General features: G+C 53.9%; 15 protein-coding genes. 3 read left to right on the plus strand and 12 right to left on the minus strand.

All coding sequences use genetic code 11. The features are described from left to right. Window positions 1–11: 11 nt before the first annotated feature. Window positions 12–932, minus strand: coding sequence for a (2E,6E)-farnesyl diphosphate synthase (gene ispA, locus M2407_RS20640; protein WP_122077490.1), 921 nt, complete (start codon window positions 930–932; stop codon window positions 12–14). Window positions 933–937: 5 nt separating this feature from the next. Beyond that, window positions 938–1,201 carry an exodeoxyribonuclease VII small subunit gene (gene xseB / locus M2407_RS20645; protein WP_130016240.1) on the minus strand — a complete coding sequence of 88 codons (264 nt, stop codon included), beginning with the start codon at window positions 1,199–1,201 and terminating at the stop codon, window positions 938–940. Between the two features lie 232 nt (window positions 1,202–1,433). On the opposite strand from xseB, the gene thiI reads away from it, so the two are divergent. After that, the gene (gene thiI / locus M2407_RS20650; RefSeq protein ID WP_130016239.1) at window positions 1,434–2,882 is read left to right on the plus strand and encodes a tRNA uracil 4-sulfurtransferase ThiI; all 1,449 of its coding nucleotides are present in this window, start codon (window positions 1,434–1,436) and stop codon (window positions 2,880–2,882) included. 33 nt (window positions 2,883–2,915) lie between these two features. Here the strand turns inward: thiI and yajL are convergent, their stop codons facing one another. Both yajL and panE read right to left on the minus strand, forming a co-directional pair. Then, on the minus strand, window positions 2,916–3,506 hold the full coding sequence (gene yajL, locus M2407_RS20655) for a protein deglycase YajL (RefSeq protein ID WP_020825480.1): 591 nt from the start codon (window positions 3,504–3,506) through the stop codon (window positions 2,916–2,918). Then, entirely contained in the window at window positions 3,469–4,380 is a 912-nt protein-coding gene (gene panE, locus M2407_RS20660; protein ID WP_046374353.1) for a 2-dehydropantoate 2-reductase, read from the minus strand. The genes yajL and panE overlap by 38 nt, the downstream gene beginning before the upstream one ends. A gap of 167 nt (window positions 4,381–4,547) precedes the next feature. Here panE and M2407_RS20665 point away from each other — a divergent pair, with 167 nt between their 5' ends. Then, the gene (locus M2407_RS20665) at window positions 4,548–5,039 is read left to right on the plus strand and encodes a YajQ family cyclic di-GMP-binding protein (protein ID WP_020825482.1); all 492 of its coding nucleotides are present in this window, start codon (window positions 4,548–4,550) and stop codon (window positions 5,037–5,039) included. 201 nt (window positions 5,040–5,240) lie between these two features. Here M2407_RS20665 and M2407_RS20670 read toward each other — a convergent pair whose 3' ends face one another. From M2407_RS20670 to M2407_RS20705, 8 genes are all read right to left on the minus strand, one after another. Next, complete coding sequence (locus M2407_RS20670; protein WP_128864421.1) at window positions 5,241–6,605, minus strand: MFS transporter; 1,365 nt, start codon at window positions 6,603–6,605, stop codon at window positions 5,241–5,243. A 347-nt stretch (window positions 6,606–6,952) separates the two neighbouring features. Further along, complete coding sequence (gene cyoE, locus M2407_RS20675; protein WP_020825484.1) at window positions 6,953–7,843, minus strand: heme o synthase; 891 nt, start codon at window positions 7,841–7,843, stop codon at window positions 6,953–6,955. A gap of 17 nt (window positions 7,844–7,860) precedes the next feature. Further along, complete coding sequence (locus tag M2407_RS20680) at window positions 7,861–8,199, minus strand: cytochrome o ubiquinol oxidase subunit IV (protein ID WP_020825485.1); 339 nt, start codon at window positions 8,197–8,199, stop codon at window positions 7,861–7,863. Further along, window positions 8,196–8,813 carry a cytochrome o ubiquinol oxidase subunit III gene (locus M2407_RS20685; protein WP_046374351.1) on the minus strand — a complete coding sequence of 206 codons (618 nt, stop codon included), beginning with the start codon at window positions 8,811–8,813 and terminating at the stop codon, window positions 8,196–8,198. Before M2407_RS20685 ends, M2407_RS20680 begins: the two co-directional genes overlap by 4 nt. Beyond that, complete coding sequence (cyoB, locus tag M2407_RS20690; RefSeq protein WP_020825487.1) at window positions 8,803–10,794, minus strand: cytochrome o ubiquinol oxidase subunit I; 1,992 nt, start codon at window positions 10,792–10,794, stop codon at window positions 8,803–8,805. The genes M2407_RS20685 and cyoB overlap by 11 nt, the downstream gene beginning before the upstream one ends. Before the next feature lie 4 nt (window positions 10,795–10,798). Further along, window positions 10,799–11,746, minus strand: a complete 948-nt coding sequence (gene cyoA / locus M2407_RS20695) for a cytochrome o ubiquinol oxidase subunit II (protein ID WP_041414273.1) — start codon at window positions 11,744–11,746, stop codon at window positions 10,799–10,801. A gap of 439 nt (window positions 11,747–12,185) precedes the next feature. Beyond that, window positions 12,186–13,664 (minus strand): muropeptide MFS transporter AmpG, encoded by a 1,479-nt coding sequence (gene ampG / locus M2407_RS20700; protein ID WP_046374350.1) that lies wholly within the window; start codon window positions 13,662–13,664, stop codon window positions 12,186–12,188. A 53-nt stretch (window positions 13,665–13,717) separates the two neighbouring features. Beyond that, window positions 13,718–14,296, minus strand: a complete 579-nt coding sequence (locus M2407_RS20705) for a lipoprotein (protein ID WP_006319785.1) — start codon at window positions 14,294–14,296, stop codon at window positions 13,718–13,720. Between the two features lie 365 nt (window positions 14,297–14,661). Here M2407_RS20705 and bolA point away from each other — a divergent pair, with 365 nt between their 5' ends. Next, window positions 14,662–14,976 (plus strand): transcriptional regulator BolA, encoded by a 315-nt coding sequence (gene bolA / locus M2407_RS20710; protein WP_004940361.1) that lies wholly within the window; start codon window positions 14,662–14,664, stop codon window positions 14,974–14,976. Window positions 14,977–15,050 lie beyond the last annotated feature (74 nt).

The following is a 15,050-nucleotide window of genomic DNA, read 5'->3' on the forward strand; positions in this document are numbered from 1 at the left end:
AACGTCACACGTTAATTGTCGCGTTCAATAATGAAGCTGGCTAACGCTCGCAATGGCGCTGTGTTATAAGATTGTGCTGCCAAAGTGTCTAATGCAGCTAAAGCTTCCTGATAGAGATCCCACGCTTTTGCTTTCGCGCTGTCAAGCCCGAGCAAAGCTGGATAGGTGCTCTTTCCGTGTTGCTGGTCCGCCCCCTGGCGTTTACCGATTTTTTCGGTTTCGCCGACCACGTCCAAAATATCATCCTGCACCTGAAAAGCCAGGCCTATCGCGGCGGCGTATCGGTCAAGCTGCGGCAGCGCTTTACGGCCGGGTTCACCGGCGGCCAGAGCCCCAAGGCGAACTGCTGCGCGAATTAACGCGCCGGTTTTGTGGCGATGGATCTGTTCCAACGCTTCCAGACCTATCTGCTTATCTTCGGCTTCCAGATCCAGCGATTGCCCACCGCACATGCCGGCAACGCCGCTGGCGGTGGCCAGCTCGGAAACCATCGCCAACCGATCGCGCAGCGCCACGTCGGGCATGTCGGCATCGGCCAGAATGGTGAATGCCAGCGTTTGCAATGCATCTCCGGCAAGAATGGCATTGGCCTCGCCAAATTTGATGTGGCAGGTTGGCTGACCGCGACGCAGATCGTCGTCGTCCATGGCCGGCAAGTCGTCATGGATCAGCGAGTAGGCGTGAATGCATTCTACCGCAGCTGCGGGAGCATCCAAATTATTCAGTGATACGCCAAACATCTGCCCGGTAGTGTACACCAGAAACGGACGCAGGCGTTTCCCGCCAAGCAGTGCACCGTGACGCATTGCCGCCACCATATTGCCATCGTTGAATGGCAACGGTGCGATAAAATCCAGCAGCGTGCGGTCGGCCCGCTGGCGCAAGGCCTGCAACTGGTCAGAAAAAGCGGTCTGTTGGACAGTTACGGACATGGTGATTACTCGGCATCCGGTGTGAAAGGCGTCAGCGTAGCATCATCGGCGCTGTCGTTAAGCAAAATTTGTACGCGCTGCTCCGCCTGCTGCAGCTTCTGCTGGCCCTGACGCGCCAACTGCACGCCGCGTTCGAATTCATTCAGCGCGTCTTCCAGCGGTAACTCACCCGATTCCAGACGCGTCACGATGTTTTCCAGCTCGCTGAGGGAGCTCTCAAAGCTGACGTTTTGCTCTGTACTGTCTGATTGTGCAGGTTTTTTCGGCATAATTTTCTTTTTACATCATCATGTGAACAGTGGCGCCAGAGCCTATCCTAGCGGATCTTGATTGGCAAATCATGGCGCGCATGTGTGGTTTTGTGCACCGAGGCTCACCAGATAGTGATATACTCTGCGCCGCAAATGCGATTGATAAAACATTCGGCAACCCCGTGGGTTTTATCAATCGCATATACATTGTAAATCCTTTTCCCTCGTAATTCTGACAATAAAGACCGCCATGAAGTTTATCATTAAATTGTTCCCGGAAATCACCATCAAGAGCCAATCTGTGCGCTTGCGCTTTATCAAGATCCTCTCGACCAGTATCCGTAACGTCCTGAAGCAGTATGATGAAACACTGGCGGTCGTCCGTCACTGGGATCATATCGAAGTTCGCGCCAAAGATGAAAACCAGCGGCCGGTAATTGCCGACGCGTTAACGCGCATTCCCGGCATTCATCACATTCTGGAAGTGGAAGACCGCGAATATACCGATATCCACCATATTTTCGAGCAGACGCTGGAAGCCTACCGCGAGCAACTGCAGGGGAAAACTTTCTGCGTGCGCGTAAAGCGCCGCGGCAAGCAGGACTTCAATTCGCAGGACGTTGAGCGTTACGTCGGTGGCGGTCTGAACCAGCACATTGAGAGCGCGCGCGTTAAACTGTCGCACCCGCAAGTGACGGTTAACCTGGAAATCGAAGACGACAAGCTGATGCTGGTCAAAGCCCGCCGTGAAGGCATTGGCGGTTACCCGGTGGGCACTCAGGAAGACGTGCTGTCGCTGATTTCCGGTGGTTTCGACTCGGGCGTTTCCAGCTATATGCTGATGCGCCGTGGTTGCCGCGTACATTATTGCTTCTTCAACCTGGGCGGCGCCGCGCATGAAATTGGCGTGCGGCAGGTGGCTCACTACCTGTGGAACCGTTTTGCCAGTTCGCACAAGGTGCGCTTTATCGCCATCGATTTTGAACCTGTGGTCGGCGAGATCCTCGAGAAGGTCGAAGACGGTCAAATGGGCGTGGTGCTTAAGCGCATGATGGTGCGCGCCGCTTCACAGATAGCGGAGCGTTACGGCGTGCAGGCTCTGGTGACCGGTGAGGCGCTGGGACAGGTTTCCAGCCAAACGCTGACTAACCTGCGTTTGATCGACAACGCATCCGATACGCTGATTCTGCGTCCGCTGATCTCCCACGACAAAGAGCACATCATCAAAGTGGCGCGTGAGATTGGCACCGAAGACTTCGCCAAGACTATGCCGGAATACTGCGGCGTGATCTCGAAAAGCCCGACGGTGAAGGCGGTCAAAGCCAAAATCGAAGAAGAAGAAGCCCACTTTGACTTCAGCATTCTCGATCGCGTGGTCAGCGAAGCCAAGAACGTGGACATCCGCACCATCGCCGAGCAGACGCAGGAACAGGTTACCGAAGTGGAAACCGTGGCGGCGTTTGGCGCTGACGAGGTGATTCTGGATATTCGTTCTAATGACGAGCAGGAAGACAAGCCGCTGAAGCTGGATCAGGTTGAGGTGAAACCGCTGCCGTTCTATAAACTCAGCACCCAGTTTGGCGATTTGGACCAGAGCAAAACCTACCTGCTGTACTGTGAGCGTGGCGTGATGAGCCGCTTGCAGGCGCTGTATTTGCTGGAGCAGGGCTACAGCAACGTCAAGGTTTACCGTCCGTAATCAATCCAGGGGCGGGTAAACCGCCCCTGTGATTTAATCGCGAAAGTCGTACATCCCCGGAATCAAGACCAGTTGAGCGGCAATCTCCGCCGCTTTGGCTTTCCCCAGCAGTAGATCAATCAGCTTCAGCGCAAACTCCATCGAAGTTCCCGGCCCCTGGCTGGTGAGCAGATTAACGCGCGCGTCGTATACCACACGTCGTTCCATCCATTTATCGGCCGGGATCTGTTCTTTCAGCCCCGGGAAGCCGGTCATATTGCCGACGGGGAACAGATCGTGATGTTGCAGCACCAGCGCGGGTGCGGCACAAATGGCGGCGACGATATTGCCCTGCAGATGCATCTGACGCACTTTCTCCACCAGCAGCGGGCTGTCGCGGAAACACTCGGCACCTTTCAGGCCGCCGGGCAGCACTATCGCGTCGAAGGGATCATCGACAATGGACACCAGCGCCGCATCTGCCAGCAGCTTGACGCCGCGTGAGCAGACAATGGTCAGGTCGCCATCGCCGGCTACGCTGGCTGTAGTGACTTTTATGCCCGCCCGAACCAACAGATCTATCGTGGTGACGGCTTCGATTTCTTCGCTACCAGGTGCCAGGCAGACCAGCGCCGATACGCTCATATTCATTTTCCTTTCGCTTAATCAATTCAAACAGTCGCGCGTTCTCCGGCAGAGTCACGCCGTGGCTGCGTGCGCGACGCAGCAGATAGCCTGTAATGTAGTCGATCTCGGTATGCCGCTGAGTGCGGATATCTTGCAGCATCGAAGAGACGTTGTCCGCAGTGCTCTGGATCACCTCCATCACATACTGCTGTAAGCCTTCGCAGGAGGTATGGTAACCCTCCATCGCCATCACGCCGGCGACTTCACGGCAGATGGCCTCAATTTGTTCCGGATAGCGCTGCAAATCGCCATTGCGGCAGTTATACAGGGCAGTTAGCGGGTTGATCACACAGTTGACCGCAAGTTTGCGCCAGTTCGCCGAGGCAATGTTGTTATGCCAGGCGACGTCAGGCAGTGCCTGATGCAGCACTTCCGCCAGGTGGCTGAGCGAAGTCGCCGCCGGAGATGTCGGGCCTATATGGGTGGTGCCGCCGGCAACATGGATAATAGTGCTGCCGTCATGGCGTGCCGCATGGGTGGTGGTACCCTGCAGTATCGGCTGGTTGTTCGGCGGCAGTTCGTCCTGCGTGCCCATGCCGTTATGCAGCAGCAGGATGGCGCAACGCGGGTGCAGCTTCGGCAGCAGGGCGCTAACCGCCCCAGAGACTTGCCAGGCTTTTAGCGTGACCAGCAACAGTTCGCTCTGGGCCAGATGTTCAGGATCGTTGGTGGGCAAATTACGGTTGAACGAGAGGCCTTCAGGCTCAATGACGTTCACTGCGCAAAAGGGTTGCGGTACTCGTAACCATCCCTGTACGTCATGGCCCTGCTGATAAAGCCGGGAGAGCCACAGCTGTCCGAGCGCGCCGCAACCAAGAACAGTTATTTTCATCCAGACTCCTTGGGGTAACGGGAAGAACGCCCAGTATCTATCCTATAATTATAGACTTTTCTGCTGCGCGGCGGGGCCGGCAAATTTTGTCTGAGGCGCTAAAGCGGTTATCATGCTCGGCATCGAAATCGCCTATCGCATTAGGCTCTAATTCAGGAGGAAGAAGTATGCCATCTTTCGACATTGTTTCCGAAATTGATATGCAAGAAGTACGTAACGCCGTTGAGAACGCCACGCGCGATCTTGGCACCCGTTGGGATTTCCGTAACGTGCCGGCCAGCTTTGAGCTGAACGAAAAAAACGAAAGCATCAAGGTTGCCAGCGAATCTGATTTTCAGGTGCAGCAGTTGCTCGATATTCTGCGTGAAAAACTCAGCAAGCGCAGCATTGACGGCGGCGCGCTGGAGATCCCCGAGGAGCTGACCCACAGCGGTAAAACCTACAGTGTGGAAGCCAAGCTGAAGCAGGGTATTGAAGCCGCCCAGGCGAAGAAAATCGTCAAGCTGATCAAAGACAGCAAGCTGAAAGTTCAGGTGCAAATCCAAGGGGATGAAGTACGGGTAACCGGTAAATCACGCGACGACCTGCAGGGCGTGATGGCGCTGGTGCGCGGTGCCGATCTGGGGCAGCCTTTCCAGTTCAAAAACTTCCGCGACTGATCCTTTCGCCAAGAAGAATATATTGATGGGGCCGGCTTGCCGGCCCTTAGTCTGATGACAAACACCCGAAAAACGTGGTTTTCGGATGTTTGGGGTAAATCAGAAGATATAATCCTTTGTTTTTATTAGCCCCAAGGTCAGGACTTTTAACTGCAAAGGACTTTATCAGCAATCTGGGGGCCGGCTTGCCGGCCCTTTTCTTTACAGCGAATTCACCAGCGCTTCCAACTGACCGCGGTTGGTTTGCTTGGTATCGACCTTTACGTAGGCGCTGCGCTCTTCCGGCACCACAATCGCTTCTGCTACACCCGGCTGGGCCTTCAGGCGGCTTTCCAACGCCGAGTCTTTCACTGCCAGTTCCGACAGCGTAATACGCAGGCTGCTCACGTACGGCGGTTCCTGCATGGTGCTGCTGACCATAAACCAGATGGCGGCTAAAACTGCCCCGGCGATAAAGACCAATCCCGCGCCCTGCAGGCCGTACAGAAAGCCACCCAGGCTGCCGCCAATTGCCACGCCGATAAACTGGCTGGTGGAGTAAACCCCCATGGCCGTGCCTTTATAGCCCGCCGGCGACTCTTTACTGATCAGGGAAGGCAGGATCGCTTCCATCACGTTGAACGCCATAAAGAACAACTGAACGCCGGCAATAATGCCCCAAAGATGCGCGCCAGACAGCCACAGCAGCACTTCAGCACAGAACAATACCGCCACGCAGCCCATAAACACCTGCTTCATGCGGCGCTTCTTTTCGGCATAGATGATAAACGGCACTACGGCGGCGAAAGACACCAGCATGGTGACCAGATAGACAATCCAGTGTTCGCTGGGCGCCAAACCGGCTTTTTCCATTGCTAATGGCAGTGCCACGAAGCTGGACATCAACAAGATGTGCAGGCACATGATGCCGAAATTCAGTTTCAGCAGGCGGGAATTGCTCAACACCTTGCTGAAACTGCCACGGACTATACTGGATTCGCGGTTCAGCACGTGGCTGCTGGCGGAAGGCACGACCGACAGGGTGATGACGATACCGGCCAATGCCAGCACGGCAATCATCCAGAACAGCGCATGCAGGCCAAAAGCGTGGGTGACTATCGGGCCTACCACCATGGCGATGGCGAAGGTAATACCGAAGCTGACGCCGATGAATGCCATCGCTTTGGTACGGTTCTGTTCCCGGGTCAAATCAGACAGCAGAGCCATTACCGCCGCGGCGATAGCGCCGGAACCTTGCAATGCCCGGCCGAGGATTACCCCCCAGATGGAGTCGGTGGCGGCGGCGATCACGCTACCCAGCGCGAAGATCAACAGCCCACCGACAATCAGCGGCTTGCGGCCGATGCGGTCGGAAATCAGGCCGAAGGGAATTTGGAACACCGCTTGCGCCAGGCCGTAAATGCCAATGGCGATACCGATCAGCGTTTCGCTGGCGCCGTTCAACGCCATACCGTAGGTGGTCAGTACCGGCAGCACCATAAACATGCCGAGCATGCGCAGTGAGAATACCGTTCCTAATCCCCAGGTCGCCCGTCGTTCCAGCGGGGTCATTGCATTATCGTTCATTAAAACCTCATTAAAAGCCATTCCGTCAGGTTATCGGTGATAACGCCTGATGGGATAGCTTCTGTTAAAACTGCGTCATTTTAGTGTGAAGGGCAGGGGGGGTAAATCTAATGTTGTTTAGCAGATATTACAGTTCGTCGGTTTTTCTGCGAGACAAATAAAATGGGCCGCTAAGCGGCCCATAGATAGCGGACAAAGACCTCAGTAGCTAGTAGTAATGCATTGAGTACTAATAGAAACAAAGGATTATATCTCTGCCTTGCCCCAAACATCCGAAAACCACGTTTTTCGGGTGTTTGTCATCAATTTAATGGGCCGCTAAGCGGCCCATTCACAGACGATTTGGCTTACCAGACGTAAGTCATCAAGGTTTCCGGCGAGGCCGAAGCGCTGAAGTCGATAGACATCATCACGCTGAGCGAGGTAATGGCAACAATCGAGAACACAAACAGTTTGCGTGCCCAAACGCTGTCATTTTCGGCTTTGTAACCACGCAGCGCCATCCCCAGCCACCAAACGCTCACCGCCGCAGCGACGATCAGGTATTTGTAGCCGGCGTAGCCGCCCAAAGTCAGCATCAGCGTAGCAACCATAAACGCCACGATGTAGACGGTGATGTGGTTCTTCGCCACCGAGATGCCTTTGACGACAGGCAGTACCGGAATGTTGGCCGCCTGGTAATCTTTAAAGCGGAAGATGGCAATCGCATAGGAATGCGGCATCTGCCACAGGCTAAAGATAGCCAGCAGGATCAACGCACCGGCATCGAACTCGTTGGTGACCGCACAGTAACCGATAACCGGTGGTGCAGCGCCCGACAAGCTGCCGATCAGCGTGCCATATACCGAGTGGCGTTTCATGTACAGGCTGTAGACGCCGACATAAACCACAAAGCCCATCACCGCCAGCCACATGGCCAGCGGGTTGGCGCCAATATACAGCAACGCAAAGCCCGCAATACCCAGGGCGGTAGCGTAAACCAGGCTTACACTCGGCGCGATCAGGCCTTTTACCAGCACCCGATTCTTCGTTCTCTCCATTTTCTTGTCGATGTCGCGGTCAATGTAGTTGTTAAACACACAGCCCGAAGCGACAACCAACGAGACACCCACCAGGGTGGCGAGAAACAGGGGATAGTCGATGCTTCCTTTGGAAGCCAACAGGAATCCCCCGACGACAGAAATTAAATTGCCGAAAATAATTCCTGGTTTAGTTACTTGCAGGTATTGCTTAATCATCACGTGCAGCTCGACTCTTAACTGACCATCATATTGATGTTGAGGTTGTACATAATCCAGAGTGAACCCACAACAACGATACCGATGATCATAGCGGTGAACAGCAATGCCACCAGGTTCCAGCGCTCTTCCGATGAGGTATTCATGTGCAGGAAGTAAATCAGGTGAACGACGACCTGAATCACTGCCATGCCAACAACAACCGCCAGGATGGTTGAGTGAGAGGCGGTACCGCTCATCACCATCGCAAATGGAATCACCGTCAGGATGATCGACAGAATAAAGCCGATCAGATAGGTCTTGACGCTACCGTGGCTTGCGCCGCCATGAGAAGTTTCATGGGATGAATGACTCATGACATAACCCCCAGCAGGTAAACAACGGTGAAGACGCAGATCCAGACCACGTCCAGGAAGTGCCAGAACAGGCTCAGGCACATCAAACGGGTTTTGTTGGTTGCGGTCAGGCCACGCTTGCTGACCTGAATCATCATGATGATGATCCAAACCAGACCGGTAGTTACGTGCAGACCGTGGGTCGCAACCAGCGCGAAGAAGCTGGACAGGAACGCACTGCGATCCGGGCCATAGCCTTCAACGATCAGGTGATGGAATTCGTAGATTTCCATCGCAACGAAGCCCAGACCGAACAGGAAGGTCAGGAACAGCCAGGTGTTAACGCTGCTAACCTTGCCTTTGTTCATGCCGATCATCGCCATACCGTAGGTGATGGAGCTGAACAACAGCAGGAAGGTTTCAACCAGGACAAACTTCAGATCGAAGATGTCTTTGCCAGAGGGACCGCCAGCGGTCCCGTTCACCAGTACTGCATAAGTCGCGAACAAGCTCGCAAACAAAATACAGTCGCTCATCAGATAGATCCAGAATCCGAAGACTTTGGTCTCTCCTGCGTCGTGGTGCCCATGCTCTGCATGGGCTGCGTTATGGTTAGTCAGAGTATCAGTTGACATGTTTCACGCCTGCTTTGCTGATTTGTTCATAGTGTTGGTTTTCAATGCGCTCGATCTCATCAACCTGCACATAGTAATCAACATCTTCATCGAAGCTCTTGGCAATCCAGGTCACGATCATACCTACGAAGGCAGCGATCGCCATCCACCAGATGTCCCAGATCATCGCGAAACCAAATACCAGGCTGAAGCCAGCAATAATCACACCGGCACCGGTATTCTTCGGCATATGAATCGGTTCGTATTTAGCCGGTTTCTTATAAGCTACGCCTTTTTCTTTCATGTCCCAGAATTCATCACGGTCATGAATCTGTGGCACTACGGCAAAGTTATAGAACGGCGGTGGAGACGAAGTCGACCACTCCAGCGTACGAGCACCCCATGGGTCACCGGTCAGGTCACGGTTCTGCTCACGGTCACGCACGCTGACGAACACCTGAATCACTTGGCACAGGATACCGCAGGCAATCAGAGCCGCGCCGCCAGCCGCTACCAGCAGCAGTGGGTGGAACTCTGGGTTGATGTTCTGGCTGATACGACGAGTCATACCCATAAAGCCCAGAGCATACAGCGGCATAAAGGCAACGAAGAAGCCGATGATCCAGAACCAGAACGCACGGATACCCCATTTTTCGTTCAGCGTGAAGCCGAAGGATTTAGGGAACCAGTAGGTCAGGCCCGCGAAGCAACCGAACACCACACCACCAATGATAACGTTATGGAAGTGGGCAATCAGGAACAGACTGTTGTGCAGCACGAAGTTCGCGCCCGGCACGGCCAACAGAACACCGGTCATACCACCCACGGAGAAGGTGATGATGAAGCCGATGGTCCACAGCATAGCGGAGTTGAGCTGAATGCGGCCTTGGTACATGGTGAACAGCCAGTTGAAGATTTTCACCCCGGTAGGGATGGAAATGATCATGGTGGCGATACCGAAGAAGGCGTTTACGTTCGCGCCGGACCCCATGGTAAAGAAGTGGTGCAGCCATACGATGAACGACAGAACGGTAATCGCGATGGTTGCCCATACCAGTGAGGTATAGCCGAACAGACGTTTTCTCGAGAAGGTCGCGGTGACTTCGGAGAACACACCGAACACCGGCAGAACCAGGATATACACCTCTGGGTGACCCCAGGCCCAAATCAGGTTGATGTACATCATCATGTTGCCGCCCATATCATTGGTAAAGAAATGGGTGCCCAGATAGCGATCCAGGGTCAGCAACGCGATGGTTACGGTCAGAATTGGGAAAGAAACGATGATCAGGACGTTAGTACACAGAGCCGCCCAGGTGAACACCGGCATCTTCATCAGAGGCATGCCAGGAGCACGCATCTTCAGAATGGTGGCGAAGAAGTTCACACCGGTCAACAGGGTACCAATACCGGAAATCTGCAGACTCCAGATCCAGTAGTCGACCCCGACGCCAGGACTGTATTCCTTGCCCGACAGCGGCGGATACGCCAGCCAACCTGTTTGCGCGAACTCACCAACCCCCAGAGAGATGTTGATCAGCACTACGCCCACCACGAAGAACCAGAAGCTCAGGGAGTTCAGGAACGGGAAGGCAACGTCGCGCGCACCGATTTGCAAAGGTACCACTACGTTCATCAGACCGACCACGAAAGGCATCGCCATGAAGAAGATCATGATGACGCCGTGGGCGGTGAAGATTTGGTCGTAGTGGTGCGGTGGCAGGAATCCGGCCTCGCCGGCGGACGCAAGCGCCTGCTGACTACGCATCATGATGGCATCGGCGAAACCACGCAGCAACATAACCATTGCCACGATGATGTACATGATACCAATTTTTTTATGGTCAACCGAAGTCAACCAATCGCTCCATAGCCATTTCCACTTGCCGAAATAGGTTATCAGCGCCAGCAGTGCCAGGCCCCCAATAACAATTGCAGCAACGGTGACCATGATGATCGGTTCGTGGTACGGAACCGCATCAATCGTTAATTTTCCCAACATCAGTTTATTCCTCGGCTCCGGCGTGAGCATGTTCACCCATGTCCATACCCTGGCTCATGTCCATACCTTCGTGCGCGGTAGCGCCTTTGTGCATGTCCATATCACCCATGAATTTGCCAATAGTTTCTTTGAACAAATTCGGTTTGACACTGGAGAAGTACTCGACCGGGTTGTTTTCACTCGGCTCTGCCAGTTTGTTAAAGTCGCTGGTGGCGTTTAGGTTATTCGACGATGCTTTCACCTTGGCAACCCACTGATCGAAGTCGCCTTCGGTTGGGGTGACAATGGCGGTGAATTTCATGCCGGAGAACCCGCGACCGCTGAAGCTGCTTGAAATACCGTCGTATTTGCCTGCTTCATTGCCGATCAGGTGCAGTTTGGTCTGCATCCCGGCCATCGCATAAATCTGCCCACCTAACTGAGGAATAAAGAACGAGTTCATTACCGAGTTAGAGGTGATCTTGAATTCGACTGGAACATCTTTCGGGAAGGCCAGCTCATTAACCGTCGCGATACCTTGTTCCGGGTAGATAAACAGCCATTTCCAGTCGAGCGACACTACTTCGATCGTCATCGGCTTCTTGTCAGTGACAATCGGCTTGAACGGATCCAGTTCGTGGGTAGTCTTCCAGGTAATGGTGCCCAGGATGGCGATGATAATGATAGGAATGGTCCAGACGACCGCTTCGATCTTGTTGGAATGTGACCAGTTCGGACTGTATTTGGCGTCTTTGTTGGAAGCACGGTACTTCCAGGCAAAGGCGAACGCCATAAAGATAACTGGTATCACCACGATCAACATCAATGCGATTGCAGTGATAATCAGTGTCCGTTGCTCAACACCAATTGCTCCTTTGGGATTCATCAATACCATATTGCAACCACTGAGCATTACAGTGGAGGCAATTAATGACAACATCCCAATACTTTTATTGTATTTCTTAAGTCTCATCTAACGACCTCAATTACAAAGGCTCTATTGTCGTTTCATGTGTGCGGGCATTTTACGGGAAGGTTGCAGTACTGTAAACATGCTTAAGGGAGTGTCAGCGCCTTGTTGACACTTTCTGTTAAGGGTGTCACAGATGTCACGCTACGTGACAATTTACTAATGGCAACAACGCGTTGGCGCGCTGAATCGTTCCGGGTAATTCGTATGTTAAGGAAAACTAAAGGTATGATGAATCTTTCAGGTGAAAACGCTTTTTTGAAATACGAATGAAAGGTTTATTTAATGTAAAATAATTGTGTCTTAAAGGTGAATTTAATTTTATTTCCGAGCGCCGTACTCGGATAAAAAAATAATTTGGACAGGAATTATATTTTTTAACTAAATAAATACATCACTCTGATGCGTTTTTGTCGACCGGCACGATGGCCGGTCGACTCGATCAGGCCAGTCGGGTACGACGCAGTGCCAGATAGTCCAGCAGGCTCCCCATCGCAATACCTACCAGACTCAGCGCGGCGCCCATCTGCAGTAACCGATCGGCCAGGTTCGGCAAGAGGGTCCAGTCGAGCGCATTGGTGATAAGCAGGAGCAGCCACAGGCCCAGCATGGAGCAGCCCACCGTCAGCAGGCGCAAGGCCCAGCGGTAAAACTGGCGGAATTCGGTACGCGGCATGAAGTTATCGGTGCGTTGAGTATATTCCAGCGTCTGACGGCACAGGTGCAACAGCAGAAGACCAGGCACCGCGGCAACGATCGAGAATAAATAGAACAGTGGCCAGCCGTGTGCTTCAACAAACCATCCGGCAATCGGCCCGACGTATACCCGCCCGACGGCAGATAATGCCGACAGCAGGGCAAACTGGGTGGCGGAAAATGACTTGTTGCACAGCGTCATCAGCAGCGCGACAAAGGCCGCAGTGCCCATGCCGCCGCACAGGTTTTCCAGGAAGATGGCGCTGCCCATGGTCATGATGTTTTTATCGGTGACCGCCAGTATCCAATAGCCGAGATTGGAAACCGCCTGCAGAATGCCGAACAGCATCAGGGCACGGAACAGGCTGAGGCGTTGCATCAGCACGCCGCCAAACAGCGCGCCGACGATGGTGGCGAACAGGCCGAGCGTTTTGTTGACCAGACCGACTTCACCGGCATCGAAGCCGACGCCACGGATCAGGAAGGTGGTGCTCAGGCTGCCGGCAAAGGCGTCACCCATCTTGTACATCACGATCAGCAGTAAAATCAGCCAGGCATTGTTACGCGCAAAGAAATCACGCAGCGGAGCGACTACCGCCTGCTCCATGGTGCGCGGTGCCGGAATGCTGTCGTCGGGTTCAGGCGCCAGCAGGGTGGCAACAATACCGATCAGCATCAAACCGGCCATCAACCAATAGGTCGACTGCCAGCCTAAGTAGCGGTCCGCCAGCCACAGCGCCAACCCACCGGACACCAGCATCGCCAGCCGGTAACCCAATACCGAGACGGCGGCACCGGTGCCGCGCTCTTCTGCGCTCAGCAGATCGGTTTTATAGGCGTCAAAAACAATATCCTGTGACGCAGAACAGAACGCCACCAGTACCGCCAATGCCGCCAGCCACCACAGGTGCTGTGCCGGCTGCATAAAGCCCATCGCCACAATCGACACCACCAGCAACAGCTGGCTGATCAGCAGCCAGCCGCGCCGACGCCCGAGAAAGGGCGGGGTGTAGCGATCCATAAAGGGCGACCAGAGGAATTTGAACACATAGGCCTGGCCGACCAGCGAAAAAATGCCGATGGTTTTCAGATCGATGTTTTCGACGGTCATCCAGGCTTGCAGCGTGCCGGAGGTCAGTGCCAAGGGCAGACCCGACGCGAAGCCCAGCAGCAGGAGGATGGCGGAATTACGCTGGGTGAAGATATTCAGATACTGTTTCGACATGAGTTCCCTGTCTGCACCGCCCGATGGTTCGGGCGGCACAAGGCGTTCGCGGATTAACGCGCGTTTTGCTTGATGAAGTCGTTGACGCTGGTGTCTTGCGCCATATCGGCAATAACGTCGCCCAACACGGTGTTGACCGCGTTAGTGATTTTCTCGTTGGTTGCCGTGAAGGCACCCTGAACGTTATAGGTTGAACGGTAGTTTTTCACCTGTTTGTTGCCGTTTTTGGCCTGGGCGGTAATAGAAATATCAGCCTTGGTGGTGATGTTGTAGCGCAGGTTGCCTTCGGAGACGTCTGCATACAGGTTATTGACCACGATTTGCAGATCAACTGCGCCGTCAGCGCCAATCATGTAGCCGCGTGCGCCCATTTGTTTCTCGAGCACTTCCTGCAGCAAGAAGCGCAGATCGCGTGATGGCGTCAACGTCACCAACTGGCCGTCGCGGTTCACTTTCGCCAGCGCCTGGTCCTGACGCTGATCCGCGCCGTTAATGCTGATGGTCACGCCCTGCAGGGTCGGATCCTGCTGCGGCAGGACGATCTTCGGCGTCACATTGAGGGTGTTGCTGCTGGTGGCACAGCCGGCCAGCATCAGTGCGGCCAACAGTGGAAGGCAAAGTTTTTTTAACATAGTTACTGTCTCATTCTCGATGGATTTTAAGCCGCCGCAAACTGCCAAGATTAACGAAGCGGGTTTGAGCAAGCTTTCTGTAATAATCAGAGCGGGATAGCCAACAACAAATTGTCGACATCATAGCATCGCCGCCGGCCGGAGGAAGCGCAGAACGCAATGGAGTGACAAATTTTTACCTGCCGTTGATAAAAACATGCTTTTTTGGCCGTCTCAATCAGATAAACCTCAAGCGACGGCGGATGTTGACCGTTTTTTGTCCGCAAAAAAGAGAAATTTACCTGAGGAATGGTCTAAAAGGGACGAAAGCGGCTAAGATTGAAATAGATGGGGGCGGTCCTCTGCCGGTGTAGTAAGGAGATCCTATGATTCGCGAGCAAATAGAAGCAAAGTTAAGGGCGGCGTTTGAGCCCGCGTATCTGGAAGTCGTTGATGAAAGTTATCGTCATAACGTTCCGGCGGGTTCAGAAAGCCATTTCAAGGTGGTATTGGTTAGCGATCGCTTCGTTGGCGAACGCTTCCTGACGCGGCATCGTTCGATTTACGGCGTGCTGTCAGAGGAGTTGGCGGATGGCGTACATGCGCTGGCGTTGCACACCTACACCCTGAAAGAGTGGGAAGGGTTGCAGGATACCGTGCCGGCGTCTCCGCCTTGTCGTGGGGCCGGAACCTTGGCCTGACGGCTAAATTTGTGGTATCAGTGGAACTTTGACCACGATTTGGGGTATTACTACAGACGAATTTTGGAACGGCC

This window comes from Serratia sp. BIGb0234, assembly GCF_024809915.1.
GTDB classification, from domain to species: Bacteria; Pseudomonadota; Gammaproteobacteria; order Enterobacterales; family Enterobacteriaceae; genus Serratia; species Serratia liquefaciens.

Coding starts and splice junctions, on each gene's coding strand:
- M2407_RS20685 (WP_046374351.1), bottom strand. CDS start 8,813: ATGTCAACTGATACTCTGACTAACCATAACGCAGCCCATGCAGAGCAT.
- ispA (WP_122077490.1), bottom strand. CDS start 932: ATGTCCGTAACTGTCCAACAGACCGCTTTTTCTGACCAGTTGCAGGCC.
- ampG (WP_046374350.1), bottom strand. CDS start 13,664: ATGTCGAAACAGTATCTGAATATCTTCACCCAGCGTAATTCCGCCATC.
- panE (WP_046374353.1), bottom strand. CDS start 4,380: ATGAAAATAACTGTTCTTGGTTGCGGCGCGCTCGGACAGCTGTGGCTC.
- xseB (WP_130016240.1), bottom strand. CDS start 1,201: ATGCCGAAAAAACCTGCACAATCAGACAGTACAGAGCAAAACGTCAGC.
- M2407_RS20705 (WP_006319785.1), bottom strand. CDS start 14,296: ATGTTAAAAAAACTTTGCCTTCCACTGTTGGCCGCACTGATGCTGGCC.
- M2407_RS20680 (WP_020825485.1), bottom strand. CDS start 8,199: ATGAGTCATTCATCCCATGAAACTTCTCATGGCGGCGCAAGCCACGGT.
- cyoE (WP_020825484.1), bottom strand. CDS start 7,843: ATGATTAAGCAATACCTGCAAGTAACTAAACCAGGAATTATTTTCGGC.
- M2407_RS20665 (WP_020825482.1), top strand. CDS start 4,548: ATGCCATCTTTCGACATTGTTTCCGAAATTGATATGCAAGAAGTACGT.
- thiI (WP_130016239.1), top strand. CDS start 1,434: ATGAAGTTTATCATTAAATTGTTCCCGGAAATCACCATCAAGAGCCAA.
- cyoA (WP_041414273.1), bottom strand. CDS start 11,746: ATGAGACTTAAGAAATACAATAAAAGTATTGGGATGTTGTCATTAATT.
- bolA (WP_004940361.1), top strand. CDS start 14,662: ATGATTCGCGAGCAAATAGAAGCAAAGTTAAGGGCGGCGTTTGAGCCC.
- yajL (WP_020825480.1), bottom strand. CDS start 3,506: ATGAGCGTATCGGCGCTGGTCTGCCTGGCACCTGGTAGCGAAGAAATC.
- M2407_RS20670 (WP_128864421.1), bottom strand. CDS start 6,605: ATGAACGATAATGCAATGACCCCGCTGGAACGACGGGCGACCTGGGGA.
- cyoB (WP_020825487.1), bottom strand. CDS start 10,794: ATGTTGGGAAAATTAACGATTGATGCGGTTCCGTACCACGAACCGATC.